Genomic DNA, 25,612 nt, shown 5'->3' with positions numbered 1-25,612 from the left:
AAATAAATATTACAAATAACACCAGTAGTAGCAGGTTTTCCCCGCACCAAACAGTCCGTCTCCCGATTTGACGCTCTGAGCGCGCTGAGAATATATTATATTCTCAGCGCCTCATATATTTGGGTATTTGCTGTCCTTGCCAACTTATTAACCTACTTTAAAAGAAAGACCTAGTGATGCTAATGCTTTAGAGTGCTTTTCAATCGCATTAGACTCAGCACCTACATTATGCGCTTGGGCTAAGTTTTCTGACGAAGCGGTACTAATATTTGAAATATTACGGCTGATTTCTTGTGATACCATGCTTTGCTCTTCTGCTGCGGTTGATATTTGTGTTGCTAAATCAGAAATATCAGTAATTGCAGCATATACTTTTGAGACGATATCTTGGCTATTTCGCGTTTCTTTAACACAAGTCTCTGCAGCGTTTTTACCCGCTTCCATTGTTTTTGACCAATTGAGTAACGTAGATTGCATTTCAGATATAGAGACTTGAATTTGCTCTGTAGCAGTATGCGTTCTACTTGAGAGTGCTCGCACTTCATCAGCAACAACCGAGAACCCTCTACCATGCTCACCAGCACGCGCAGCTTCTATAGCTGCATTAAGTGCAAGTAAATTTGTTTGATCAGCAATCCCTTGTATCTCTTGCATTATGCCACCAATTTTTTCAGCCTCTGTTGCTAGCCCGCTCGCTGAACTTGCCGAGTTATCCACCTCGTTGGCGAGTAACGATACTTCTCGCATAGTGCCTGACATAGCTTGCGTTGCATTTTCGCAGTCTTGGTGAGCTTGTTGAACACGTTGGTTGGTTACTAAGGTATTTTTAGCGACCTCATCAATTGAATGCACCATTTCCTCAACCGCAGAGGATACCTGATGCAATTCGGATGCTTCTTTTTCAACACCGGCCTGCGCAGCTTCAGCACAAGTTTTAAGAGAATCAGCACCTTTACTAAGGCTTAAAGTACCATCAATAATACGGCCAACAATGGTCGTAACTTTACCCTCAAGTAATTTAATCTGAAAATCACTGTAGCTGAGGCTATCGCTACCAGAATAAATATGCCGAGATACGCTATCTGGACCTGCTTTGGTTTTTTTGATTGCGCTTTGCGAGCGAATTAATTCTTCGTAAAAAATAACAAAAGGCAAAGGAACAAACAGCAAACATAACCAGAACATATAGCTTGTTAACCAAGCAATTAAAGCTGCCCCTCCAATAAATAGAGGAAGCTTAAATGCAGCTAATTTTTCACTTAAAGGCGTAATTGATTGACCATTATTTAAACGTTGGTATAGCTTTTCTGCGCGGTTTTTATATTCTGGAAGGAGTTGTTGGCGAACTGATTGATAACCTACTTTTTTACCGTTTTCATAAATAGGGGTTACAAAGGCATCAACCCAATAATAACGCCCATCTTTACATCTATTTTTTACCGCTCCTCGCCAAGCGGTATCGCTTTTTAAATTGAACCACATATCAGCGAATGCCGCTGGCGGCATATCTGGGTGACGAACCATGTTATGGTTTTTCCCTGTCAATTCATTAATGGTGTACCCTGAAACTTTACAAAAGTTATCATTTGCATAGGTGATAACGCCTCGTAAATCTGTTGTAGAAACTAACTCTTCGTCAATGCCGAACGAAACTTCCTGGTCTACCGTTGCTTGATTTCTTCTACTCATAGTGGGTGCTTTATTATTTTTTAATGGGTGAATTTGCGGGATGTTAATTTAATAATGTGTAGAACACAATTGTACATTATTACTATATTTCAATAGTTTTGAAACTACTGAAACTTCATTCTACTTACTCACACATAAAAATAAACAATTAAAAAACATAGGGTTACAAAAAAACCACATAGTAGAAGAAGAATTGATACTGCATATAATTGCGTTTTTAAAAAGGATATAAGCAAAATAACATCTAACTAAGAATAGTTTAGACCCTAAAATGGAGAAATAACAAAAACCATTCCTTAAATAGGGGCAAAAAAAATGCCACCAAAATGGTGGCATTTACACACGGGGTTATTTCTACTTATAGAAATTTTTTACGTTTTGTTTACTTAAATATTTTTTGAAAAGGTAGCATTTACACCCGTTTCAAGCAACTTAAAACGCTCAACTGTTAACTCATCGGAACAGTTTAGAGAATCAAACCCTAATACATACATATTTTTCTTCTAAGTACTCATCTAACCCTTGGTGACCGCCCTCTCTTCCAAGGCCTGATTGTTTTACCCCACCGAACGGTGCTACAGGGTTTGATATAACCCCCTCATTTACACCTACCATGCCAAACTCTAACCCTTCGCTTACACGATAGATTTGTTTAATGTTTTGGCTATAAAAGTACGCAGCTAACCCATAAGGGACGTCATTAGCAAGCGCAAGGACTTCGCTTTCTTCATCAAATGGGATCACCGTTAATACAGGGCCAAATACTTCTTCGTGATAAATATCCATTTGTGTAGTGACATTAGTAACTATTAATGGGTTTTGAAAGCTGCCACCTAAATTGCTGTTATCACCAATTAGCGTAGCGCCTTTATCGAGAGCGTCTTTAATCAGTTGTTGCACTTTCTCTTTTGCTTTGGGATAAATAAGCGGGCCTATATCGGCATTTTCATCAAAACCGTTTGCAACGTTGAGCGCAGCGACTTTGGGTGTAATTTTTTCAAGCACTTCATTTAATATACTGCGCTGAATAAAGATACGGTTAGCCGCCACACACGCTTGGCCACTATTTCTAAATTTAGCCGCCATTAGGCCATCAATAGCGTCATCAATATCGGCATTATCAAAAATAATGAACGGCGCATTGCCACCTAATTCCATTGATGTTTTCTTAATTGTCTCAGCACATTGCGATAGTAACTGCTTACCTACACCTGTAGAGCCAGTAAAAGTAAACTTACGTACCACCTCTGAGTCTGTCAGCATTTTACCTACGTCTTTAGCGTTTTGTGATACCAACACATTGAATGCGCCTTTTACAAAGCCAGCCTGATCAGCCAAATACGCTAAAGCAATAGCACATAGTGGTGTATGCTCAGAAGGTTTTAAAATGAAACTACAGCCAGCAGCATAAGCAGGGGCAACTTTCCGAGTTACCATAGCCACAGGAAAGTTCCATGGCGTAATACCAGCAACCACGCCAATAGGCTGTTTATAACTGGTTAGGCGATGCTGATTGTCGGTTGCAGGGATCACATCCCCATAGCTACGTTTAGCTTGCTCAGCAAACCACTTAATAAAGCCGGCGCCATAATCTATTTCACCGAGAGATTCTTTAAGTGGTTTCCCCTGCTCTTTGGTCATAAGTGTAGCTAATGTGTGTTTATGTTTAATCACCAACTCATACCAGCGCATCAGAGTTTCACTTCGCTCGGTTGCATTGGTGGCTTTTAATTTTACAAACGCGCCTTTTGCCGCATTAATAGCTGTTTTTACACCTTGCTCGTCAATGTCACTTACATCAACAATACTTTGTTCGGTGGCGGGATCATCAACGCTAAAGCGTGTGCTGGTTTTATAAAATTCACCGTTTATAAACGAGTCTGAAAAAATAAGATCACTCAAAATACACCTCCGAAATGGGTTTTGGGCCTTGGGCCTTGGGCTTCGGGCTTCGAGACGCGGAATAAATCCGCTGCTACATGTGCGCGGCGTAAAGCCCCGCCTACAGGCTATTTTAATTTACCCGCGCCTCGCAGCCCGTGGCTCGTAACCTTTAACCTTTAAAAAGACGCGGGGTAAACCCGCTGCTACTTAATACAAACAAAAAAGCCGCGGTATTAAACAGCGGCTTTTAATATAATAGTCGTTAATTAAAAACTAGTGTTCTTCATTAACGATATTGAGATTGTACTTAGGTATTTCAACCACTAAGTCTTCATCTCTAATAATTGCTTGGCAACCTAAACGTGACTCTGGTTCTAAACCCCAGGCTTTATCTAGCATGTCGTCTTCTAGGTCGTCACTTTCATCTAATGAGTCAAAACCTTCACGGATCACTAAGTGACAAGTTGTACATGCACATGACTTTTCACAGGCATGAGGAATGCTAATGCCATTTTTAAGCGCGATATCAAGTACCGTTTCGCCAGCGGGCGCTTCTATTGCAGCACCGTCAGGACACAACTCCGGATGGGGAAGAAAAACAATTTGTGGCATTCTAATCTCTCTTATATATTGTCTACTGACTGGCCTGTTAAGGCTTTTTTAATTGATGCATCCATTCTACGCGCGGCAAAATCACTACTCGCATTGTCCATTTTTTCAATGGCTGCTTTAATTTCGCTTGGCTCTTGTGCACTCTCGCGTACTTTTGCAAGTTCGCTTATTTCCACTTTTAGCGCCGCTAGTTGCTCAGGCTCAAGTAAATCGCCATCAGCTGCTAAAGAGGCTTCCATTGCTTCTATTACACGAAGCGCTTCAACTTGTTGCTCTTTAAGCATACGCGCTTGCATGTCGCCTTTAGCGTTACTCATCGACTCTTTAAGCATATTAGCAACTTGGTCGTCAGACAAACCAAACGACGGTTTTACTTGTATTTCAGCTTGAACGCCGGTTGATTTTTCCATGGCTGATACGCTTAGTAAACCATCAGCGTCTACTTTAAAGGTAACGCGAATATGCGCCGCTCCCGCCGCCATAGGTGGAATGCCTTTTAAGCTGAACTTTGCCAGCGATCGACAATCGTCAACCAGTTCACGCTCACCTTGTAATACATGCAACGACATAGCCGTTTGACCATCTTTAAACGTAGTAAATTCTTGCGCACGTGCAACTGGAATAGTGGTATTGCGTGGAATGATTTTTTCAACCAAGCCACCCATGGTCTCAAGTCCTAGCGACAACGGTAACACATCCAGCAATAACATGTCTGAATCTGGCTTGTTACCAATTAATACGTCTGCTTGTAATGCTGCACCCAGTGCAACAACACGATCAGGGTCAATTGAAGTGAGTGGTTGTTTATCAAAAAACTCGCCAACTTGAGTACGTACCAACGGCATGCGGGTTGAACCGCCAACCATCACCACTTGTAGTACTTCTTGGTTTTCAATACCGGCATCTTTTACTGCACGACGACATGAGCGGAGCGTTTTTTTAACCAGTGGCATAGCCAGCTCGTTAAACTTCTCTCGTGTTACTTCAACCATGTATTTTTCATTGTCAAACTCAAGGCCAACATTCACTTTTTCGTATTGGCTGAGTGCTTCTTTACAGGCTTTGGCTTTATTTATAAATAAACGTAATACCGAAGGAGATAAGCCCGTCACGCCGGTTTCTTGTTTTAAGTAGTCAACTAATAATGAGTCAAAATCATCACCGCCTAGACTTGAATCGCCACCAGTGGCCAATACTTCAAACACACCTTTATTTAAGCGCAGTATAGAAATATCAAATGTTCCGCCACCTAAGTCATAAACAGCAATTATGCCTTCTTGGCCTGAATCTAAGCCATAAGCAACGGCAGCCGCAGTTGGCTCGTTTAATAAACGCAGCACATTAATGCCGGCAAGTTCAGCCGCATCTTTAGTGCTTTGGCGTTGTGCATCATCAAAATAGGCTGGTACGGTAATAACTGCGCCTAAAATATCTTGATTACCAAAGCTTTGTTCTGCACGTGCTTTTAGGGCACCTAAAATATGGCTTGATGCTTTTACTGGGCTGATTTTCCCGGCTTCAGTTGCTATCGCAAGCGCGCCGTTATCATCGCAAAATTGATAAGGCAGTTGGCCGTAGCTTTGCTCTATTTCGGCTTGGGTTTTACCTAAAAAGCGCTTGACTGAAATGAGTGTATTAACCGGATCGAGTGTAGCTGCTTGCATCGCGTCTGCACCTACGGTTATGCCACCAGCTTGGTAACGCACTACAGACGGCAACATTGCTTCGCCTGACTCATCAGTAATAGTACGAGCTTCGCCGCTTTGTACGGTTGCCACTAATGAATTCGTGGTACCTAAGTCAATTCCAATTGCTAATTTATGTTCATGTGGTGCCGCGCTCTGCCCCGGCTCAGCAATTTGCAATAATGCCATAATGCTCTTTAAACTCGTGTTGCTCGCTTTGCAGCAAGTGAATTAATCGTCAAATAAACTGTCTTCAATGCGTTCAAGTTCGTCGCGTAACTTATAAACAAACTTTAGCTTACGGATACTGTCTGCTGCTTGTTGATATTGCTGCTCATCGTTACTTGCTAACTGCTCTGCCAATTGCGCACTGTATTGCTGATCAAGCTGCTTTATTTGTTTTTCAAAATGATCAATAGCAGAATCAGGATCGCTTGCGCTCGCTAACTCTTCAAGTTCTTCTCGAAGCTCCATTTGCTGCATTAAAAACATAGGATCTTGCAATGTTTGCTGCTCAGCACGAATATCAACGCCTAGCTCGCTCAGCATATATTCTGCACGTTTAACGGGATGCTTAAGTGTTTGCAGTGCATCATTAATTTCGGCAGTACTTTGTACGGCCATTAATTTATCACGGCTGCTAGCATTAGCATGGCGATCAGGGTGAACAGCACGTTGAAGTTCTAAGTAGTGCTTGTTAATCGTTGCTAAATCTATATTGTAGTCAACGGGAATTGCAAATAACTCAAAATAACGCATAACTTCTCACAAATGACAAAGCCCTACATTAATTGGCAGGGCTTAGTTATACCCAAGTAGCTTAGGTATTCAAAACAAGTTTGAGCTTAAACGGTAAAGCTTTCGCCACAACCACACTCATCAGCTTGATTAGGGTTGTTAAATTTAAACCCTTCATTTAAGCCTTCTTTAGTGTAGTCGAGCTCGGTGCCGTCGATATAAACTAAGCTTTTAGCATCAACAATTAAGGTAACGCCTTTGGCTGCAAATGTTTCATCGTCATCGTTTAGCTCATCAACAAACTCTAATACATAAGCAAGACCTGAACAGCCCGTCGTTTTAATGCCAACTCGCAGGCCAATGCCTTTACCACGGTTTGCTAAAAATGATTGTACGCGGTTTGCTGCCGCATCTGTCAATGTCACTGCCATGAATATCTCTTAGTTTGTATGTTTGCTTTTGTAATCTGCAATTGCTGCTTGAATTGCATCTTCTGCTAAAATTGAACAGTGAATTTTCACTGGCGGTAATTCTAGCTCTGCGCTGATATCGGTGTTTTTGATAGTTGCAGCTTCGTCTAGTGTTTTGCCTTTAACCCACTCTGTTACCAGTGAAGATGAAGCAATTGCACTACCACAGCCGTACGTTTTGAATTTTGCATCTTCAATCACGCCTTCTGCAGACACTTTAATTTGCAGTTTCATTACGTCACCACATGCTGGTGCGCCTACCATACCCGTTGCCACTGACGGATCGTTTTTATCTAGAGCACCTACGTTACGTGGGTTTTCTACGTGGTCGATTACTTTATCACTGTAAGCCATAATTCTATCCTCACTACCTGCTAGGTATGGGCTCCACTAATTAGTGGTGCGCCCATTCAACTGAATCTAAATCAACACCTTCTTGGTGCATTTCCCAAAGAGGAGACATTTCACGTAAACGGCCAATCGAGTTTTTCATTAGCTCAACGGTGTAATCAATCTCTTCTTCTGTGGTAAAACGGCCAATACTAAAACGAATTGAACTATGTGCTAATTCGTCGTTGCGACCTAATGCACGTAATACGTAAGAAGGCTCTAAACTTGCAGATGTACAGGCTGAACCTGACGATACCGCAATATCTTTAACAGCCATTAGCAACGACTCACCTTCAACAAAGTTAAAGCTGATATTAACAATACCAGGTACTGATTGGTCTTGTGTGCCGTTAAAGTACACTTCGTCCATATCTGTTAAAATGCCGTCGATTAGGCGTTTACGTAACGCACTGATGTGTGCGTGATCTTTTTCAAAATCTTGTTTTGCAATTCTAAATGCTGCGCCCATACCTACTAACTGATGGGTTGCTAATGTACCAGAACGCATACCACGTTCATGGCCGCCACCGTGCATTTGTGCTTCTAAACGTGCACGTGGTTTACGACGAACATACAAAGCACCTACGCCTTTAGGGCCGTATACTTTGTGCGCCGAGAATGACATAAAATCTACTTTGGTTTGTTGCACATCGATTAAAACTTTACCTGCGCTTTGTGCAGCATCTACGTGGAACATAATTTTACGTTCGCGACACATTTCACCAATGGTGTTGATATCTTGGATTACACCTAGCTCGTTATTTACATGCATGATACTTACAAGCACTGTGTCGTCACGCATCGTATCTGCTAATTTTTGCAGATCAAGTAGGCCGTTTTCTTCAACGTCCATATAAGTTACTTCAAACCCTTGACGCTCAAGCTCACGACATGTGTCGATAACTGCTTTGTGTTCAGTTTTAGCGGTAATAACATGCTTACCTTTTTTCTTGTAAAACTGAGCCGCACCTTTAATAGCAAGGTTATTTGATTCTGTTGCACCCGATGTGAATACGATTTCACGTGGGTCTGCATTAATTAAATCAGCAATGTCAGTACGTGCTTGGTCAACGACTTCTTCAGCTTGCCAACCAAAACGGTGTGAACGCGATGCTGGATTACCAAAATTACCGTCCATAGTCAGGCACTGCATCATTTCTTTGGCAACTCGTTCGTCAACGGGCGTAGTTGCTGCGTAATCTAAATAAATCGGTAACTTCATTTCTCTCTCCGCTGCAGGTCAACCTTAAAGTTGACAGCTTACTTGAATATTTTCCAACTGCTTAATTGCATCATTAACGCTGTTTTCTTGGCGAAGAGCGACCGCTTTAACGTCCGACTTTTCGACCAGTTCAGCTAAGGTAATATTATTTAAAAATTCTTCAATTCGTGCGCTTAGGTCTGACCACAATGTATGGGTTAAACAACGCATGCCACTTTGACAACCAGTATTGCTTCGCTGACACCGTGTAGCGTCAACAGATTCATCTACCGCATTGATAACATCGCCAACTGAAATTACATCGGCCTCACGTCCTAGTAAATAGCCCCCACCAGGACCTCGAACAGAACTCACTAGCCCATTCTTACGTAAACGGGCAAACAACTGCTCAAGATAAGACAAAGAAATTTCTTGGCGCTGCGAAATATCTGCAAGCGCTACAGGGCCTATATTTGCATGTAGTGCAACATCCAGCATGGCTGTAACGGCATATCTGCCTTTTGATGTTAACTTCATAACGCCCCCCGCACAAAAGAGTGCAAATTTTAATTACCAGAGTAGATTAGTCAAGTATTCTAGGTTCTAAAAAACTTGTAATACCCGACTGTTTTGGTCAAGTATTGGGTCTATTGTAATTACCTGAGTAATTTAGTCAAGTATTAGTAGAGCAATAAAGGGCGCTATTTATAACTAATTGCTATTTTATAGACTTATTAATTGAGGTAAGAATACCTCGTAATATGTTCATTTCAGCATCTTCAGGGCGAGCACGATTAAACAAGCGACGTAGCTTAGTCATTACCATGCCTGGGTGCTGCTTAATGATGAAGCCTGTTTTAAACAAGGTGTCTTCAAGATGTTCGTAAAACAGCTCTGTTTGTTTAGACGATGGATATAGGGTTTCGTCTTCTTGTTGTTCCGCTTTAGGCTGTTGATTTAAAAACGCCATACGCGTTTCATAGCATAAGGTTTGTACTGCCATGGCTAAATTTAGCGAGCTGTATTCTGGGTTAGCAGGAATACATACATGGTAATTACACAATTGTAATTCTTCGTTTGTTAAGCCACTGTTTTCACGACCAAATACAAGTGCTACAGGGCCATTTACAGCTTCGCCAACAAGCTTTTCACCACATTCACGCGGCTCAACCATAGGCCACGACAATGTACGCGAACGGGCACTAGTACCAATAGTTAATGCACAATCAGCAATGGCATCAGCAACCGTATCAACAACAACAGCATTACCAAGTACATCTGTAGCACCTGCAGCCAGTGCGCTGGCATGGCTATCTATTTCACAGGCAGGATCTACAAGGTATAACTTTGATAATCCCATGGTTTTCATGGCACGTGCCGCAGAACCAATATTACCAGAATGTGATGTGTTTACTAAAACGATGCGGATATCATCTAAGATCATTACAGTGCTACTTATCGAGTACAAAAAAATTGCGCAAATTCTAGCATGAAAACGCGCTGAGATCCTATATTCAATAGTCGAGATCTAAAAGATCAGTTCGCGGTCAGCGGTCAGCGGTCAGCGGTCAGCGGTCAGCGGTCAGCGGTCAGCGGTCAGCGGTCAGCGGTCAGCGGTCAGCGGTCAGCGGTCAGCGGTCAGCGGTCAGGTAGTAAAATAAAACACCGAGCCTTATGCAAGCCCAGTTTTTATATTATAGGTGAGAGTTTACCTCGCGCACTTTCACAACATGTCAAACTACCTGCGCGGCGTAAAGCCCCGCCTACGTTTAACCCAAACACCGTACTTGGCTTAATCTTTTGCTGACAACTGACAGCTGAAGACTAAAAACTGTTCTTTAACCTAAACCATCGCGGCTTTTACATACACATCAAAGCGGTTCTTCTTGGTTTTGATTTGCATACTCGGGGTTTTATCATTTAAAAATGGTGCATAATCGGGGCGTTTCACTACTACACGCTTACTGGCAAGTGGGTAAGCAAACTCGAGCAAATCATCGGCGTCGGTATCGCCACCCACTAACTCTTGGAATACCCGCATTTCTTTTTTAACCAATGCTGATTTTTCACGGTGCGGGAACATTGGATCAAGGTAAACCACATCGGGCATGCTGTCACATTGGGCAAGTAAGGTATGGCTTGAGCCAAAGATAAGGCTCATATTTTGCTGCATCCATGGGCCAATTTCACTATCGTTATAAGCACGTTGTAAGCCATCATATAACAGTGCAGCAACCACGGGGTGGCGCTCATGTAGAATTACTTTACAGCCTAGCGAGGCTAACACAAAACCGTCGCGTCCAAGGCCTGCTGTGGCATCGAGTACCACTGGCGTTGCGCCCTTATTAAGGCCAACCGCTTTAGCGATTGATTGCCCTTTACCACCACCAAATTTACGCCTATGTGCAACGGCACCAGTTACAAAGTCTACGTTAATAGCACCTAATTTTGGCTCGTCAGTTTTATACAGGCTTAGTCCTTTATCATCGTAATGCAAGCTAAAACCACTGCTTTGCTCTGCCCATTGAGCAAGCCCAAAGCGTGCTTCTAACTCATTTAAATAAGGTCGACACTCTTTAAACGCACACTGTATAACCACTTCACACTCCGATGATAAATTTCACCGTTATTATACCCAAACAAAGCCAATATACGATCTCTAGTTTAAAACAACTCAATATCGTTATTTTCACTCTCAGGTTCTGGCTGCGTTTGTTGTTTACTTAGTTTTGTTTGAGTAATTAAGTCATCACGCTGTTGAGTGGTTGTTTTTAGTTGGTGCTTAATAAAGGCTAAATCATTAGTGGTTGCAACCAGCTGCTGTGATGTATGACTAAGCTGAGTTATTTGCTCATTAAATTGCGAAGTTGATATCTCGTTGTGTGTTTGCATTAGCGATTGGAGTTGCTCAAGCTGCTCTGTAAGCTGGCTAATTGCACTCGTTTGCATGGCGTTTTGATTTTTAAGCTGGGCAACAATATCTTTAAAAGCAAGGGTTAGCTCATTGTCGCGCATTAGTCGATATTGGTGCTGCTGTATAGTAACTACTTTTTCGTTAGTTACTTCTAAAATATGCGGAAATAAATCTTTATAGCGGCCATAAAGTGATGGCGTATCTACAGGCATATTTTTAATTAATAGTGAAATATTAGGGTAATTAATAATAGTACTATGACCAATATCAACAAAGCGTTCTGCATTTTTATGCTGTATGAGTAGCTCTTGCTCTAATGGGCATACACCAGTTTCTTGGCTATAAAACATTCCCTGGTTATTTTGCCAAAAAACAACCACGACATTGAGGTGTAATGGAGTAAAAAAACCTAAAAAGTATTCACTTAGTAATTCTAAATTATCGGCATGATAGCTTTGACAAACAAACCGCATAATGCGCCCCATGTCACCGGTTTCAATCATCGCCATTTCAGCTGTTTTATTGGCCTTTGCTATATCATATTGCAGTGTTGCACACTGCTTGCGGTACTGGTAAAGAATTTTAATCCGTGCCATCAGCTCCTGTGCGTTAAAAGGCTTCAAAATGTAGTCAGCCCCGCCAACACTAAACCCTTTAATACGTTCAGCTTGCCCCACTTTGGATGATAAAAACATTACCGGAATATCTGTTGTGGCTTTATTTTGTTTAATAGTTTGGCAAACCTCATAACCAGACATGCCTGGCATTTCAACATCAAGCAAAATAATATCGGGGTTATATTTAATCGCTTGTCTTATGCCATCTTCACCATTTTTGGCGTGGATCACTTTGCAAAACCCAGCTAAAGATTCTTCAATAATATGGTGCATTAATTTATCGTCATCAATTGCCAGTATTAACTTTGCCATGCGTTAGTCCCTTTTAGTACTTTGTTCAAAGCATAGTACGCCATGTTAAAACTACTAAAATTTATTCAAAATATTCTTTAACAGCGCTGTATTTTAGGCAATAAAAAAGCGCCTCTGGGGCGCTTTTGTAATTATATTTTAATCCGCAAAAATCAACAGACCCTAAGCGGCGATGCCGCTGTGGCGCAGAAGTGCATCTACACTTGGCTCACGACCGCGGAAGTTTTTAAACAGTGCCATTGGCTCTTCGCTGCCGCCTTTTTCAAGAATATGCTGCATAAACGCTTGGCCCGTTTGTAGATTAAAAATCCCCTCTTCTTCAAATCTAGAGTAGGCATCTGCCGAAAGTACTTCAGCCCATTTATACGAGTAATAACCTGCACTATAACCGCCCGCAAAAATATGACTAAAGCCATGCTGAAAACGGTTAAACGCTGGCGGCTTAATGACTGAGGTACGACTGCGTACATCATCAAGTACAGCTTGAATGTTACATGGTTTGTCTGCCACGTAGTCATGGTGAATTTTAAAATCGAATAACGAGAACTCAAGTTGTCTTAGCATTTGCATACCTGAGTTGTAATTTTTAGCGGCCAATAGTTTATCTAGTAGCTCTTTTGGTAATGGCTCACCGGTTTCGAAGTGGCCTGAAATAAAGCTTAGGGCTTCTTCTTCGTAACACCAGTTTTCTAAAAACTGACTTGGCAATTCAACGGCATCCCATGCCACACCATTAATACCAGCAACAGGCGCTGCATCTACTTGAGTTAACATGTGGTGAATGCCGTGACCAAACTCATGGAACAGTGTGGTTACTTCATTATGGGTAAACAAAGCAGGCTTATCGCCAATCGCTTTATTAAAGTTACATACTAAGTAAGCAACTGGTGTTTGAAGTTCACCATTAGCACGCACTTTACGACCCATACAGTCATCCATCCACGCACCACCACGCTTGTGGTCACGGGCGTATAAATCTAAGTAGAAACGACCACGTAAAGTATTGTTGCTATCGTAAATTTCAAAAAAGCGCACATCTTTATGATAAGTATCGATGTCTTTTTGCTCTTTAACTGTAATACCAAATAAGCGGTTAACGGTTTCGAACAAACCACTAAGCACTTTATCGGCAGGGAAGTATGGGCGTAATACTTCATCTGAAATCGCGTATTTTTCTTGCTTTAGCTTTTCGCTGTAATAACCAAAGTCCCATGCCTGTAGTTCACTAATACCGTGCTGTTGCTCTGCGTATTGTTGCAACTCTTTAAGCTCTTGCTCTGCTTGTGGCTTGGATTTAGCAGCTAAGTCTTCTAAAAATGAAAATACCTGTGCAGGTGATTCTGCCATTTTCGTAGCTAACGATTTTTCGGCGTAATTATTAAAGCCAAGTAATTGTGCTAGCTCATGACGCAGTGCCAGTTCTTCACTCATAATCGCCGAGTTATCAAACTCCCCTGCATTTGGACCTTGATCGGATGCACGAGTAGAAAACGCGGTGTATGTTTCTTTGCGAAGTTCACGGTCGTCTGCGTAAGTCATTATAGGTAAGTAAGATGGGAAATCGAGAGTAAATACCCAGCCTTCTAAGTCTTTACTTTTTGCTGTATCAGCCGCTAATGCCAGTGCTGACTCTGGTAAGCCCGCTAGTTGGCTTTTATCGGTAATATGCTTATACCATGCAAGCGTGGCATCCATCACGTTATTACCAAATTTTGAAGCAAGCTCTGATAAACGCGCACTAATTTCACCGTAGCGTTTTTGCTGCTCAGGATTTAGTGCAATGCCTGAAAGCTTAAAGTCACGCAATGCGTTGGTAATCGTTTTTTGCTGGGCGGTAGTGAGTGTTTTAAATTCATCACTGTTATAAAGCGCGCTATAAGCCTCATATAAACCTTGGTGTTGGCCAACAAAAGTAGAATATTCAGAAATAAGCGGTAAACACTGCTCATAAGCTTCGCGAAGTTCATCGTTGTTCATCACCGAGTTTAAATGTGACACCGGTGAAAATAATCGCGATAGTTTATCGTCAGCTTCTTCAAGGGGTAATACTAAATCATTCCAGGTGTATGATTGCTTTGCTAATACATCATCAATTGCACTGCGACAGTGCTCAATACCTTTTTTTAATGCCGGTACTACATGCTCTGGCTTTATTTTTGAAAAAGGCGGTAAACCTTCAAGCCCGATTAGGGGATTTGTTTGTGCATTGCTCATAATCATTCTCAGTTTGTGCAAATATAAAAATGAAGTTGGGGCAAAATACGTAAATACAAGGGGAAGTGTTCAGCTCTTAGCTTAATATACGCTCTACTGCTGATACCTTGATCTTAACTAGCTTGGTTTTCGTTTGATGGTAGAGATTTTAGCAGCCCCGAACAAGTGACTTGTTCATCGCATATGATATTATCGGTAAAACATTGTTAAACACATTTAGAGGATTAAACATGGCTCAGCATTTTGATTACATTGCAATTGGTGGCGGTAGTGGTGGTATTGCATCAGCTAACCGTGCAGCAATGCGTGGCGCAAAAGTAGCATTAATTGAAGCTAAACACATGGGTGGCACCTGCGTAAACGTAGGGTGTGTTCCTAAAAAAGTAATGTGGCATGGCGCTCAAGTTGCTGAAGCAATTAATCTTTATGCTCCTGATTACGGATTTGATGTAGAAGTAAAAGGCTTTGACTGGTCAAAACTAGTAGAAAGCCGTGAAGCTTATATTGGTCGTATTCACAAAGGCTATGATAACGGTTTAGCTAAAAATGGCGTTACCGTGATTAAAGGTTTTGCAAAATTTGTTGATAGTAAGACCGTTGAAGTAGATGGCGAGCACTATACTGCCGATCACATTTTAGTTGCCGTTGGTGGCCGCCCTACTATTCCTAATATTCCAGGTGCTGAACACGGTATTGATTCAAACGGCTTTTTTGAGCTGAACGAACAACCTAAACGTGTTGCTGTTGTTGGTGCCGGTTATATTGCCGTAGAAATTGCAGGTGTTTTGCACAGCCTAGGTACACAAACTCACTTATTTGTTCGTAAGAGCAAGCCACTACGCACCTTTGACCCATACATTATCGACACACTGGTTGATATTATGGCTAAAGAAGGCCCTACCCTACATACCGAGTGTTCGCCAAAAGAAGTGGTAAAAGAGGCTGATGGCAGCTTAACAATTCACTTTGAGAATGGTTACAGCGAAAATGTTGATCAGGTTATTTGGGCTATAGGCCGCACGCCAACAACCGATAAAATTAATCTTGCTGCAGCAGGCGTAGAAGTAAACGAAAGCGGTTATGTAAAAGTAGATGAATACCAAAACACCACAGCTGAAAATGTATACGCTGTGGGTGATATTATCGAAAATGGTATTGAGCTTACACCGGTTGCTGTTAAAGCGGGTCGTACTCTATCGGAGCGTTTATTTAATAAAGAATTGCCGAACGATTTAAAAATGGACTACAGCCTAGTACCAACCGTAGTATTTAGCCACCCACCTATCGGCACCATTGGTTTAACTGAGCAAGAAGCGATTTCTCAGTACGGCGGCGAAAATGTAAAAGTATACAAATCAAGCTTTGCGGCTATGTATACTGCAGTTACTCAGCACCGCCAAGCCTGTAATATGATGTTAGTGTGTGCAGGCGATGATGAAAAAGTTGTGGGCTTACACGGTATTGGTTTTACCGTTGATGAAATGATTCAGGGTTTTGCAGTCGCCATGAAAATGGGCGCAACTAAAGCAGATTTTGATGCGGTTGTCGCACTACACCCAACCGGCTCTGAAGAGTTTGTTACCATGAGATAAGTTCGTGGTTCGAGGTTCGAGGTTCGAGGTTCGAGGTTCGAGGTTCGAGGTTCGAGGTTCGAGGTTCGAGGTTCGAGGTTCGAGGTTCGAGGTTCGAGAAATAAAAAAACCTTGCGGTTAACATCGCAAGGTTTTTTTATTTAGAAGTTAGATGTTTTGCTCGAGACCCGCAGCCCGTCGCCCGCTAACCTTCGTATTTTAAGCTAAATGCTCTCGGGCTAAATACTCTAACGATTGCATTTCTTGTAAGCGACTAATACAGCGTTTAAATTCAAAGTTTAAATTGCCTTGTGTATAGAGCTCGGTAATCGGTTTTTCTGCAGAGATAATTAACGTTACATTACGCTCATAAAATTCATCTACTAACGCAATAAAGCGCCTTGCTGCGTCATCATTATTTTGCCCTAGCTGTTTTACATTAGATAAAATCACCGTGTTATATAATCGGCTTATTTCCATGTAATCAACTTGGCTACGGGCAGTTTCACACAGTTCGCTAAATTCAAACATAACGATGCAGTCAGATACTTTGCGAGTGTTGATCATCCTCCCTTCTATTTCAATTGGGGTATCTAGTTTACCGACTTCTGGCGAGAGCTTGTCAAAATATTCGAATAGGTTTTTATCGGCTTGTTCATCAAGCGGGCTATGAAAAATTTCAGCTTGTTCAAGAGTACGCAGTCGGTAATCAACGCCTGAATCTACATTAACTATTTCAGTATGCTTATTTACTAAGGCAATAGCCGGTAAAAAACGGGCACGCTGTAAACCATTGCGGTATAAGTCATCAGGTATAATATTTGACGTGGCAACCAGTACAATACCGCGAGCAAATAGCGCTTCCATTAAACCACCGAGCAACATGGCATCGGTAATGTCTTGAACAAAAAATTCATCAAAACAGATAATGTCTGTCTCTGCTTTAAAAATATCTGCTACTGTTTCTAAAGGGTTGGCAGTGTTATTTAACTTTTTAAGTTCATCGTGTACTCGGTGCATAAAGCGGTGAAAATGCACTCGCATTTTTCTATCACCCGGTAAAGCTTCGTAAAAAGTATCAACAAGATAAGTTTTACCACGGCCTACGCCACCCCAAAAGTATAAACCTTTAATAGGGGCTGGCTCTGCTTTATTAAAAAGCTTTGCAAAAAAACCTTTAGATTGCGGTTTTGCTTGTGTTAAATCGTCGTATAAACGCTGTAAATGACGAACTGCATTTTCTTGTGCTGCGTCATGTACAAAGTCATCGCGTTGAAGGTCTTGCTGGTATGTTTGCCAAGGAGTCATATCTATTTACAGTTAAAACACAGTTTAATTTGTAAAGCATATTAACACGCATCAATACTCAGGGTATATTAGACTTAGTAGCATTTTAATTTTTTAGTTATTTTCGCATAGAGGTGAATTTATGGGTACATTTACATGGGTAGGGTTAGTGATAGTAGTTGCTATTGCTGCATTTTTCGTTGGTGCCTTTGTCACTAAAAAACAGTTTAAGCAAGATGAGTTAGAGCAACAAGCAGAGCAAGCTAAGCATTCACTTGAGCAGTATCGCCAAGATGTTGCCGACCATTTGGCGAATACTGGTAAGTTAGTAAACAAAATGAAAGAAAACTACGATCAGTTATTAAGTCATGTTGAAGAAACCAATCAACTGTTACTCGAAGACAGAAATAAAGCCCCTGCTGAGCCGTTTTTCTCTAAAGAAACCACCGAACAGTTACAAGCGTCATTAAAAGAACGTAGTTCAGATCGCTCAAACGCCGATGCTCAACCAGCTGATTATGTGTCGGGTAAGTCAGGTTTATTTGCAGGTGATGAGAATACTTCTAAAGCATCTTGATGAACTTTTTTTTGACCCCATAGTCTTTAGATATAACAGCTTTGTTGTTTTATCTTACTGATATACTTTTTTGAGGCTGCTTATTGCAGCCTTTTGCTTTTTAAGTGGAGTAAACCCTGACTATGAAAATGAAATTATCACTTATCAGTGCTGCTATTTTATCTACTAGCTTATTATTAAGTCCAACCGCCTCGTTTGCTAAGTTGCCGGTTGCCGTTAATGGTCAACAATTACCAACACTTGCCCCTATGCTTGAGCAAATCACGCCAGGTGTAGTGAGTATTCAGGTTTCAGGCTCTAAAGAAGTGCGTCGACGTGGTGACCCACTCGATTTCTTTTTTGGCAACCCGCAGCCACGTAGCCAAAAGCGACAATTTAGCGGTTTAGGCTCTGGAGTTATTATTGATGCCGACAAAGGCTATGTGGTTACCAACAACCATGTAGTACAAGATGCCGAAAAAATGGTGGTTACCCTCGAAGATGGCCGCGAATATGATGCAACAAAAATTGGCAGCGATAAAGAGTCTGATATTGCGCTACTACAAATAGACGCAGATGAATTAACCTCTGTAAAACTTGCTAACTCAGATGACTTACGTGTCGGTGATTTTGCTGTAGCTATTGGTAACCCGTTTGGTTTAAGCCACACTGTTACCTCAGGTATTGTTAGCGCATTAGGTCGTAGTGGTTTAAATATTGAAGGTTACGAAGATTTCATTCAAACCGATGCCGCGATTAACCAAGGCAACTCAGGTGGCGCTTTAGTTAATTTAAACGGTGAGTTAATTGGTATTAATACCGCTATTTTAGGTGCATCGGGTGGTAATGTGGGGATTGGTTTTGCTATTCCATCAAACATGATGAAAAACCTTGTTGATCAAATTGTAGAGCATGGTGAAGTACGCCGTGGCTCGCTAGGTATTTCAGGCCGCCCTCTTGATGCAGGCCTCGCCAAAGCACAGCAGCTTGATGTTAAACAAGGTGCTTACGTTATGCAGGTACTCGATGACACAGCTGCCAGCAAAGCCGGTATTAAAGCAGGCGATGTGATTATTAGCATTAATGGCAGTGAAATTAGTGGCTTCCATGAACTACGAAGCAAAATTGCCACCTTAGGTGAAGGCCGTGAAGTACAGCTAGGAATTTACCGTGACGGTAAAGTTAAAAACGTTGAAGTTACCCTAGATGGCGCATCAGGGATTACTGCTGCAGGTGAAGAGTTACACCCAGCATTCCAAGGTGCAACACTTGAAAACGTGAAGAAAAACAAAATGAAAGGTATTGAAGTAACTTCTGTCGATCCTCGTTCACCATCAGCACGGGTTGGCCTCGAAGAAGGCGATGTTATTGTGCAAGTAAACCGTCAACGGGTAGAAAGCATTCGCGACATGAACCAAATTATCGACGATATTCAAGGTAATATTGTGTTAGGTGTTAAACGCGGACGCGAGTCTATCTTTGTATTAATTCAGTAATAATACAATAAAAGTAACAGCGGCACTTGCCGCTGTTATTTTTTTTGTGCCATCATAAAGGGATTGCTCACTAACAATAAGAATACCGTGCTAAAACTTCTAAAATTTGTACTTCCTCCTTTGTTTGCCGGTTTAGGCATTGCTTTTTTAGTGGTTTTTTTCAGCCCTAACATGCGCACTGCATTACTACCTAATGTTCCCCTGCCAAGCGCAATGACCGCCAGCCATTTGAGCTTTTCTGATGCGGTTAAACGCGCGGCACCATCGGTTGTCACTATTTTTTCAGAGAGTATTTCTAAAGAGCCACGCTACAAGCGCCAAAATACTGTGCAAGAGCTCGGATCTGGCGTGATCATGTCACCCGATGGCTATATATTGACTAATTATCATGTGATCAATAATGCCGATCAAATACTGGTCATTCTTACCGATGGCAGACGTTTTTTCGATGTACAACTTATTGGCTTTGATACCATTACCGATTTAGCATTATTAAAAATCAATGCCAACCACCTCCCTGTTATTCCTGTTAATGACAACTACACCACGAATGTAGGCGATTTGGTGTTAGCAATCGGGAATCCATTAAATTTAGGGCAAACAATTACTCAGGGGATCATTAGCGCTACTGGTAAGCAAAAAATTACCGACAGTCCTTACAATAACTTATTGCAAATGGATGCCGCTATTAATGTGGGCAATTCGGGAGGAGCGCTGGTAAATTCTAATGGCGATTTAGTAGGGATCACCTCAGCCCAATTTAAAACCCGTGAGAACTTAAACATTCAGGGAATATTTTTTGCCGTACCTTACACCCTTGCTAAAGAAGTTATGGGTAAACTTATTCGCCATGGTCGCGTTGTTCGTGGTTATTTGGGCTTTGAAGGCACTGCAGTAGATAGTACAGGCAAAGAGGTCAATGATAGCTTAACGCCTGTCGCAGGCATGCGTATTACCAATCTCGACCCTCTAGGTCCTGCATGGCAGGCGGGTATAGAAGAGCAAGACATTGTGATTAAAATTGCAGGGCTTTCAGTGGCTAATCCACAAAATGTATTAAAAAAGATAGGCAGTACCGAGCCAGGTAAAGAAATTGAGTTTGAGCTATACCGTAACGGTAAAATACAAAAAATAATGGTGAAAGTAGCCGAGCTCGAAACCAAGCTATAAAGCGCTTGTTTATATTTTGGCATTAGACATAAAAAAACGCGATATATTATCGCGTTTTTTATGCGTTAGAATAATAATTGTATTAATATAACTAATTGCTTTTGCGCTTAATGTTAGCACCTAACGCACTGAGTTTGTCTTCAATACGCTGATAACCTCTATCTACATGATAAATACGATCAACAACCGTTTCACCTTGGGCCACAATTCCCGTTAAAATAAGGCTCGCTGATGCTCGTAAATCGGTTGCCATAACCTGCGCACCCGATAAGCTTTGTGTTTCACCACAAAAAGCCGTATTGCCTTCAAGGCGAATATTAGCGCCCATACGCTGTAACTCAGGCACATGCATAAAACGATTTTCAAAAATAGTCTCGGTAATGGTCGCACTGCCGTTAGCCACTACATTTAAAGCGGTAAATTGAGCTTGCATGTCGGTTGGGAAACCTGGGTGCGGCATAGTTTTAATATTAACCGCTTTAAGCTCTCGGCCTCGCATATCAAGATAAATACTATCCTCATGCACTTCTAGTAACGCGTTGGTTGCACGCAGTTTTTCAATTACCGGCTCAAGTGAATGAAAGTCGGTCATTTTACACAGTACTTCGCCACCGGCCATCGCGGCGGCAACTAAGAAGGTACCGGTTTCAATACGATCCGGTAATATGCGGTGCTCACAACCTGATAGGCGCTCAACCCCTTCAATCTCAATACGGCTAGAACCTGCACCAGTAATTTTAGCGCCCATTGCAATTAAGCAATTAGCTAAATCGATAATTTCGGGCTCGCGCGCTGCATTTTCTAAAACAGTTTTGCCATCTGCAAGCGTTGCCGCCATGAGTAAGTTTTCGGTAGCACCGACACTGATCATTTCCATGAAAATTTCAGCGCCTTTTAAGCGTCCATCAACTTTGGCATTAATATAACCATTTTCCACAGTTATTTGCGCGCCCATGCGCTCTAAACCTTGAATATGAATATCAACTGGGCGTGCACCAATAGCACAGCCACCAGGCAAAGATACTTGAGCCTCACCAAAACGAGCCACTAAAGGCCCAAGTGCGAGCACTGATGCGCGCATTTGCTTTACTAACTCATAAGGCGCTAGTGTACTATTTACCGTGGCACCATCAATAATCAGTGAGTCACCTTGCCACTGAACATCAGCGCCTAAGGTTTTTAATAAGGCTTCAGTAGTTATAATATCGCGAAGGCGCGGTACATTAGTAAAGGTACTTTTGCCCTCAGGTAATAAGGCTGCAAATAAAATAGGCAGTGCCGCATTTTTAGCGCCAGAAATAGTTACTTCACCAGCCAGCGAAGTGCCACCTTGAATTACAAATTGATCCATCTAAGGGGCCTTATTTATTGCGGTAAAATGAATTTTTGCTCACGTTTCCACTCAGTCGGAGTAAAAGCGCGGATAGAAACAGCATGAATGGTGCCATCTGAAATAGTATTCATTAATGGGCCATACACTAACTGTTGCTTTTTAACACGACTTAATCCGTCAAAGCATTCACCAACTGCAATTACTTCATAATGACTGCCATTGGCTTTTACATGTACTTCAGCTAACTGAAGTTCGTCGCGTAATAATGTTTCGACTTGACTCGTTTCCATAACTCTCACTCAAATAGGGTTGTAACCTGACCCAACTGCATAAGATTTTGCAGTTGTTCAGGTGGGTTTTGCAATTCAAGGCGAATACCTTGCTGCTTAAATTCTGTAAAAGAGTGAATTAACCAAGCTAAGCCGGCTGTGTCAACCCTTGTGACCTCAGTTAGGTCAAAATAAAGGGTTTTATGCTTAGTTTGTCGCTTAGTGTTCAGAAGCCGTTCACTGCCAATTGAGTTATGAGTCAATTCACCAGTAACTCGTAAATGCTGCTCATCAACTTGGCTGATTGCCAATTTACTCATTTGTATCGCTGCCTCTAAACTGAACCGGTAGCTTACTTTTTTGCTCTAATAGGCCGCTAACATGGTCAATACCTTGTTGACGTAAAATCCCCTGAAGTTCACTTTGTTTTGCATCAAGTAAACTAATACCTTCAGCAATCATGTCGTAAGCGCGCCACTCACCGCTTCGGTCTTCACGTACTTTAAAATCAATTTTTATATCAGGTTTACCCGCTTCAACAATTTTGGTTTTTACCACCACCACGTCTTTACCTTTAAACGGTTGCTCGGCAGCAAATTCAACTTGTTGATTAGTGTATTGGGTAAATACACCTGCATAGGTGGCAACTAAATACTCTCTAAACGCACCAATAAAACGCTGAATATCTTCAATTGCTTTTGCTTTTTCTGCCTTGTCGGTAATTGCGCGTACCTTAGACACTTCGCTACCTAACACTCTCAGTGCCGCATATTTGTAGTCGATGTACGGCATTAACTCTTCTTCAACAATAACACGTAAATGTTCTTTATCTTTTACTATTAATGGTTGATCTTGGGTAATTCGTGCAAAGGTATTATCAGCAACTTGGCGAACCATTTTATTGGGATCAGTTAATTTTACTTCTGCTGCTTGCACGCTTTGTACTAGCATTAAACTTACCAGTGCAATACTTGCTAAAAATGTTTTCAACATAATAATCACTCACTACCTTGATTGAATAAAAACTGGCCAATTAATTCTTCAAGTACCAATGCCGATTTTGTATCAGTGATTGAATCGCCACTTGCTAATGCTTTGCTTTGCACCCCAAATAAATCGTCAATAGCTTGGTCTTGCGCACTGTTTGCAACATCTTCGCCTAAACAACGTTGTTTAGCTGAATCTGAGGCGATCACAGGGTTAATACCTAAGTATTGTTCACCTAAAATACCCGAGGTTAAAATTGAGATAGAGCTGGTATCTGAAAAACGACATAAATACTGCGCATCAATACTCATATTTACTACTGGTAAAAACTCTTGCGGGTGTACATAAATTGACTCGACACGACCAATAACAACTCCCCCTACTTTAATAGGCGCGCGAGTTTTTAATGAGCCTATATTTTCAAACTTGGCGTTTAATGTGTAGGTTTCACCTGAGCCGCTAATACCTGAATTGGCCACTTTAAGCGCTAGCATTGAAAATGCCAAGATACCCAGCGCGACAAAAAAACCAACTAAAATTTCTAATTTCCGTGAATTCATTATTTAATACCCTATTAGCTAGTAAACATTACCGCTGTCAAAATAAAGTCAAAACCTAATACCGCCAGTGATGAATGCACCACTGTTTCTGTTGTTGCCTTGCTGATCCCTTCTGATGTAGGAACACAGTCATACCCTTTATAAAGCGCAATCCAAGTGACAACAATCGCAAATACGATACTTTTAATTAAACCGTTTAGTATATCTTTTTCAAACGACACCTGAGCTTGCATTATTGACCAAAAGCTTCCGGTATCAACACCTAGCCAATCAACACCCACTAAGTGAGCACCAATAATAGCGACCGCTGAAAAAATTAATGCCAGTAACGGCATACTAATTAAGCCAGCCCAAAATCGCGGTGCAATAATACGTCTAAGCGGGTCAATAGCCATCATCTCTAGCGACGATAACTGCTCGGTGGCTTTCATTAAGCCGATTTCAGCGGTTAACGCACTGCCTGCTCTGCCTGCAAATAATAACGCAGTAACTACCGGTCCAAGCTCACGTAACAAGCTAAGCGCTACTAACGGGCCTAGGCTATCTTCTGCACCATAATCAACTAAAACGGTATAACCTTGCAGCGCTAAAACCATGCCGATAAATAATCCCGACACCACAATAATCAACAGCGATTGTGAACCAACCATGTAGAGTTGACGCACCAGCAGAGGCGTACCTTTTTTTAAATTGGGTAAGTGCCATAATGCACTTGCTAGCATGTGAGTTGAACGCCCAAGCGCAGCAAAACGACCCAGTGTTTTATGGCCTATTTTTTGTAGTAAATCCAACATTACTGCGGCTCTCCTAACAGTTCATCTGCATAGGTTTGTGCTGGATAATGAAATGGTACAGGCCCATCTGATAACCCTTTCAAAAATTGTTGCACAAGTGGTGATTCGTGCTTACGCATTTCATCTGGCGTGCCGCTACCAATCACACCTTGCTCGGCAATAATAATAACGTGGTCGGCAATGCTCATTACTTCAGTCACATCGTGTGTAACAATTAAAGAAGATAAACCAAGTACTTCATTTAAAGATTTAATAAGCTTAACCAACACTCCCATTGAGATAGGATCTTGTCCTGCAAAAGGCTCATCATACATAATCAGTTCAGGATCAAGCGCTATAGAGCGAGCCAAGGCTGCACGACGTGCCATTCCACCAGATAACTCTGAAGGCATTAAATCTTTAGCACCACGTAAGCCAACTGCTTGTAGTTTCATTAAAACCACTAAACGAATTAAATCTTCACTGAGCTGAGTGTGCTCGCGGATAGGAAATGCGATATTATCGAACACCGACATATCGGTAAATAATGCACCGCTTTGAAATAACATACTCATACGTTTACGTGCCGCGTAGAGCTCTTTACGGGACATGGCAACTATGCTGTCGTTTTTAAATAAAATATCACCGGAGTCGGGTTTGAGCTGGCCACCAATTAAGCGCAGCATCGTGGTTTTGCCAATTCCGCTTGGCCCCATAATGGCAGTAATTTTACCTTCTGGGACATCAAAGCTCATATTTTTGTATATGACCCTATCGCCTCTAGAAAAGGTAACATCCTTGACTTCTACTATTGATTGCGACAAGTCGCTCTCCATAACAATACTCTCTCATATTTCTATTTTAAGGGTTTTTTGGTCAAGATG

General features: G+C 41.6%; 25 protein-coding genes. 4 read left to right on the top strand and 21 right to left on the bottom strand.

Translation table 11 applies throughout. The features are described 5' to 3' along the window. Window positions 1–147: 147 nt before the first annotated feature. The 13 genes from P3J6_RS06455 to prlC form a co-directional block, all read right to left on the bottom strand. Window positions 148–1,689 carry a methyl-accepting chemotaxis protein gene (locus P3J6_RS06455; RefSeq protein WP_198522500.1) on the bottom strand — a complete coding sequence of 514 codons (1,542 nt, stop codon included), beginning with the start codon at window positions 1,687–1,689 and terminating at the stop codon, window positions 148–150. A gap of 474 nt (window positions 1,690–2,163) precedes the next feature. Next, on the bottom strand, window positions 2,164–3,591 hold the full coding sequence (locus P3J6_RS06450; RefSeq protein WP_198522499.1) for an NAD-dependent succinate-semialdehyde dehydrogenase: 1,428 nt from the start codon (window positions 3,589–3,591) through the stop codon (window positions 2,164–2,166). 255 nt (window positions 3,592–3,846) lie between these two features. Beyond that, entirely contained in the window at window positions 3,847–4,185 is a 339-nt protein-coding gene (gene fdx / locus P3J6_RS06445) for an ISC system 2Fe-2S type ferredoxin (protein ID WP_008113929.1), read from the bottom strand. Window positions 4,186–4,196: 11 nt separating this feature from the next. Next, complete coding sequence (gene hscA / locus P3J6_RS06440; RefSeq protein WP_198522498.1) at window positions 4,197–6,059, bottom strand: Fe-S protein assembly chaperone HscA; 1,863 nt, start codon at window positions 6,057–6,059, stop codon at window positions 4,197–4,199. 42 nt (window positions 6,060–6,101) lie between these two features. Beyond that, the gene (gene hscB / locus P3J6_RS06435; protein ID WP_054202355.1) at window positions 6,102–6,629 is read right to left on the bottom strand and encodes a co-chaperone HscB; all 528 of its coding nucleotides are present in this window, start codon (window positions 6,627–6,629) and stop codon (window positions 6,102–6,104) included. Window positions 6,630–6,715: 86 nt separating this feature from the next. Beyond that, window positions 6,716–7,039, bottom strand: coding sequence for an iron-sulfur cluster assembly protein IscA (gene iscA, locus P3J6_RS06430; RefSeq protein WP_008113924.1), 324 nt, complete (start codon window positions 7,037–7,039; stop codon window positions 6,716–6,718). 9 nt (window positions 7,040–7,048) lie between these two features. After that, window positions 7,049–7,432 carry a Fe-S cluster assembly scaffold IscU gene (iscU, locus tag P3J6_RS06425; protein ID WP_008113923.1) on the bottom strand — a complete coding sequence of 128 codons (384 nt, stop codon included), beginning with the start codon at window positions 7,430–7,432 and terminating at the stop codon, window positions 7,049–7,051. Between the two features lie 40 nt (window positions 7,433–7,472). Next, complete coding sequence (locus tag P3J6_RS06420; RefSeq protein WP_008113922.1) at window positions 7,473–8,690, bottom strand: IscS subfamily cysteine desulfurase; 1,218 nt, start codon at window positions 8,688–8,690, stop codon at window positions 7,473–7,475. Between the two features lie 24 nt (window positions 8,691–8,714). Further along, the gene (iscR, locus tag P3J6_RS06415; protein ID WP_008113921.1) at window positions 8,715–9,206 is read right to left on the bottom strand and encodes a Fe-S cluster assembly transcriptional regulator IscR; all 492 of its coding nucleotides are present in this window, start codon (window positions 9,204–9,206) and stop codon (window positions 8,715–8,717) included. A 181-nt stretch (window positions 9,207–9,387) separates the two neighbouring features. Next, entirely contained in the window at window positions 9,388–10,113 is a 726-nt protein-coding gene (gene trmJ, locus P3J6_RS06410) for a tRNA (cytosine(32)/uridine(32)-2'-O)-methyltransferase TrmJ (RefSeq protein WP_075170485.1), read from the bottom strand. Window positions 10,114–10,512: 399 nt separating this feature from the next. Continuing rightward, the gene (locus P3J6_RS06405) at window positions 10,513–11,268 is read right to left on the bottom strand and encodes a class I SAM-dependent methyltransferase (RefSeq protein WP_008115552.1); all 756 of its coding nucleotides are present in this window, start codon (window positions 11,266–11,268) and stop codon (window positions 10,513–10,515) included. A gap of 65 nt (window positions 11,269–11,333) precedes the next feature. Continuing rightward, complete coding sequence (locus P3J6_RS06400; protein ID WP_198522497.1) at window positions 11,334–12,512, bottom strand: response regulator; 1,179 nt, start codon at window positions 12,510–12,512, stop codon at window positions 11,334–11,336. A gap of 162 nt (window positions 12,513–12,674) precedes the next feature. Continuing rightward, window positions 12,675–14,726 (bottom strand): oligopeptidase A, encoded by a 2,052-nt coding sequence (prlC, locus tag P3J6_RS06395; RefSeq protein WP_198522496.1) that lies wholly within the window; start codon window positions 14,724–14,726, stop codon window positions 12,675–12,677. Between the two features lie 230 nt (window positions 14,727–14,956). Here prlC and gorA point away from each other — a divergent pair, with 230 nt between their 5' ends. Continuing rightward, on the top strand, window positions 14,957–16,318 hold the full coding sequence (gene gorA, locus P3J6_RS06390; protein ID WP_055013344.1) for a glutathione-disulfide reductase: 1,362 nt from the start codon (window positions 14,957–14,959) through the stop codon (window positions 16,316–16,318). Between the two features lie 198 nt (window positions 16,319–16,516). Here gorA and zapE read toward each other — a convergent pair whose 3' ends face one another. Beyond that, window positions 16,517–17,605, bottom strand: coding sequence for a cell division protein ZapE (gene zapE / locus P3J6_RS06385; RefSeq protein WP_054202362.1), 1,089 nt, complete (start codon window positions 17,603–17,605; stop codon window positions 16,517–16,519). 121 nt (window positions 17,606–17,726) lie between these two features. Between zapE and P3J6_RS06380 the strand changes: the two genes are divergently transcribed. The 3 genes from P3J6_RS06380 to P3J6_RS06370 all read left to right on the top strand — a co-directional run bounded on the left by P3J6_RS06380 (window position 17,727) and on the right by P3J6_RS06370 (window position 20,806). Continuing rightward, window positions 17,727–18,161, top strand: a complete 435-nt coding sequence (locus tag P3J6_RS06380; protein WP_055013343.1) for a YhcB family protein — start codon at window positions 17,727–17,729, stop codon at window positions 18,159–18,161. A 122-nt stretch (window positions 18,162–18,283) separates the two neighbouring features. Then, window positions 18,284–19,636, top strand: coding sequence for a Do family serine endopeptidase (locus P3J6_RS06375; RefSeq protein WP_138623644.1), 1,353 nt, complete (start codon window positions 18,284–18,286; stop codon window positions 19,634–19,636). 87 nt (window positions 19,637–19,723) lie between these two features. Further along, window positions 19,724–20,806, top strand: a complete 1,083-nt coding sequence (locus P3J6_RS06370; RefSeq protein WP_198522495.1) for a trypsin-like peptidase domain-containing protein — start codon at window positions 19,724–19,726, stop codon at window positions 20,804–20,806. 91 nt (window positions 20,807–20,897) lie between these two features. Here P3J6_RS06370 and murA read toward each other — a convergent pair whose 3' ends face one another. From murA to P3J6_RS06335, 7 genes are read right to left on the bottom strand one after another with little or no spacing between them, the layout of a single operon-like run. Next, window positions 20,898–22,157, bottom strand: coding sequence for a UDP-N-acetylglucosamine 1-carboxyvinyltransferase (murA, locus tag P3J6_RS06365; protein WP_055013340.1), 1,260 nt, complete (start codon window positions 22,155–22,157; stop codon window positions 20,898–20,900). 14 nt (window positions 22,158–22,171) lie between these two features. Continuing rightward, window positions 22,172–22,429, bottom strand: a complete 258-nt coding sequence (locus P3J6_RS06360; RefSeq protein WP_007378312.1) for a BolA family protein — start codon at window positions 22,427–22,429, stop codon at window positions 22,172–22,174. 5 nt (window positions 22,430–22,434) lie between these two features. After that, on the bottom strand, window positions 22,435–22,728 hold the full coding sequence (locus P3J6_RS06355) for an STAS domain-containing protein (protein WP_198522494.1): 294 nt from the start codon (window positions 22,726–22,728) through the stop codon (window positions 22,435–22,437). Beyond that, window positions 22,721–23,401, bottom strand: coding sequence for an MlaC/ttg2D family ABC transporter substrate-binding protein (locus P3J6_RS06350; RefSeq protein WP_138609031.1), 681 nt, complete (start codon window positions 23,399–23,401; stop codon window positions 22,721–22,723). Before P3J6_RS06350 ends, P3J6_RS06355 begins: the two co-directional genes overlap by 8 nt. A gap of 5 nt (window positions 23,402–23,406) precedes the next feature. Further along, window positions 23,407–23,955 (bottom strand): outer membrane lipid asymmetry maintenance protein MlaD, encoded by a 549-nt coding sequence (gene mlaD / locus P3J6_RS06345; protein ID WP_008115537.1) that lies wholly within the window; start codon window positions 23,953–23,955, stop codon window positions 23,407–23,409. A gap of 14 nt (window positions 23,956–23,969) precedes the next feature. Continuing rightward, the gene (gene mlaE / locus P3J6_RS06340; RefSeq protein ID WP_075170492.1) at window positions 23,970–24,749 is read right to left on the bottom strand and encodes a lipid asymmetry maintenance ABC transporter permease subunit MlaE; all 780 of its coding nucleotides are present in this window, start codon (window positions 24,747–24,749) and stop codon (window positions 23,970–23,972) included. Further along, window positions 24,749–25,564: an ATP-binding cassette domain-containing protein gene (locus tag P3J6_RS06335; RefSeq protein WP_138596635.1), complete on the bottom strand. Its 816-nt coding sequence runs from the start codon at window positions 25,562–25,564 to the stop codon at window positions 24,749–24,751. The genes mlaE and P3J6_RS06335 overlap by 1 nt, the downstream gene beginning before the upstream one ends. Window positions 25,565–25,612: the final 48 nt, after the last annotated feature.

The organism is Pseudoalteromonas sp. 3J6, from assembly GCF_903995135.1.
Classification (GTDB): domain Bacteria; phylum Pseudomonadota; class Gammaproteobacteria; order Enterobacterales; family Alteromonadaceae; genus Pseudoalteromonas.
This window is presented reverse-complemented; position numbering and strand designations above follow the sequence as displayed.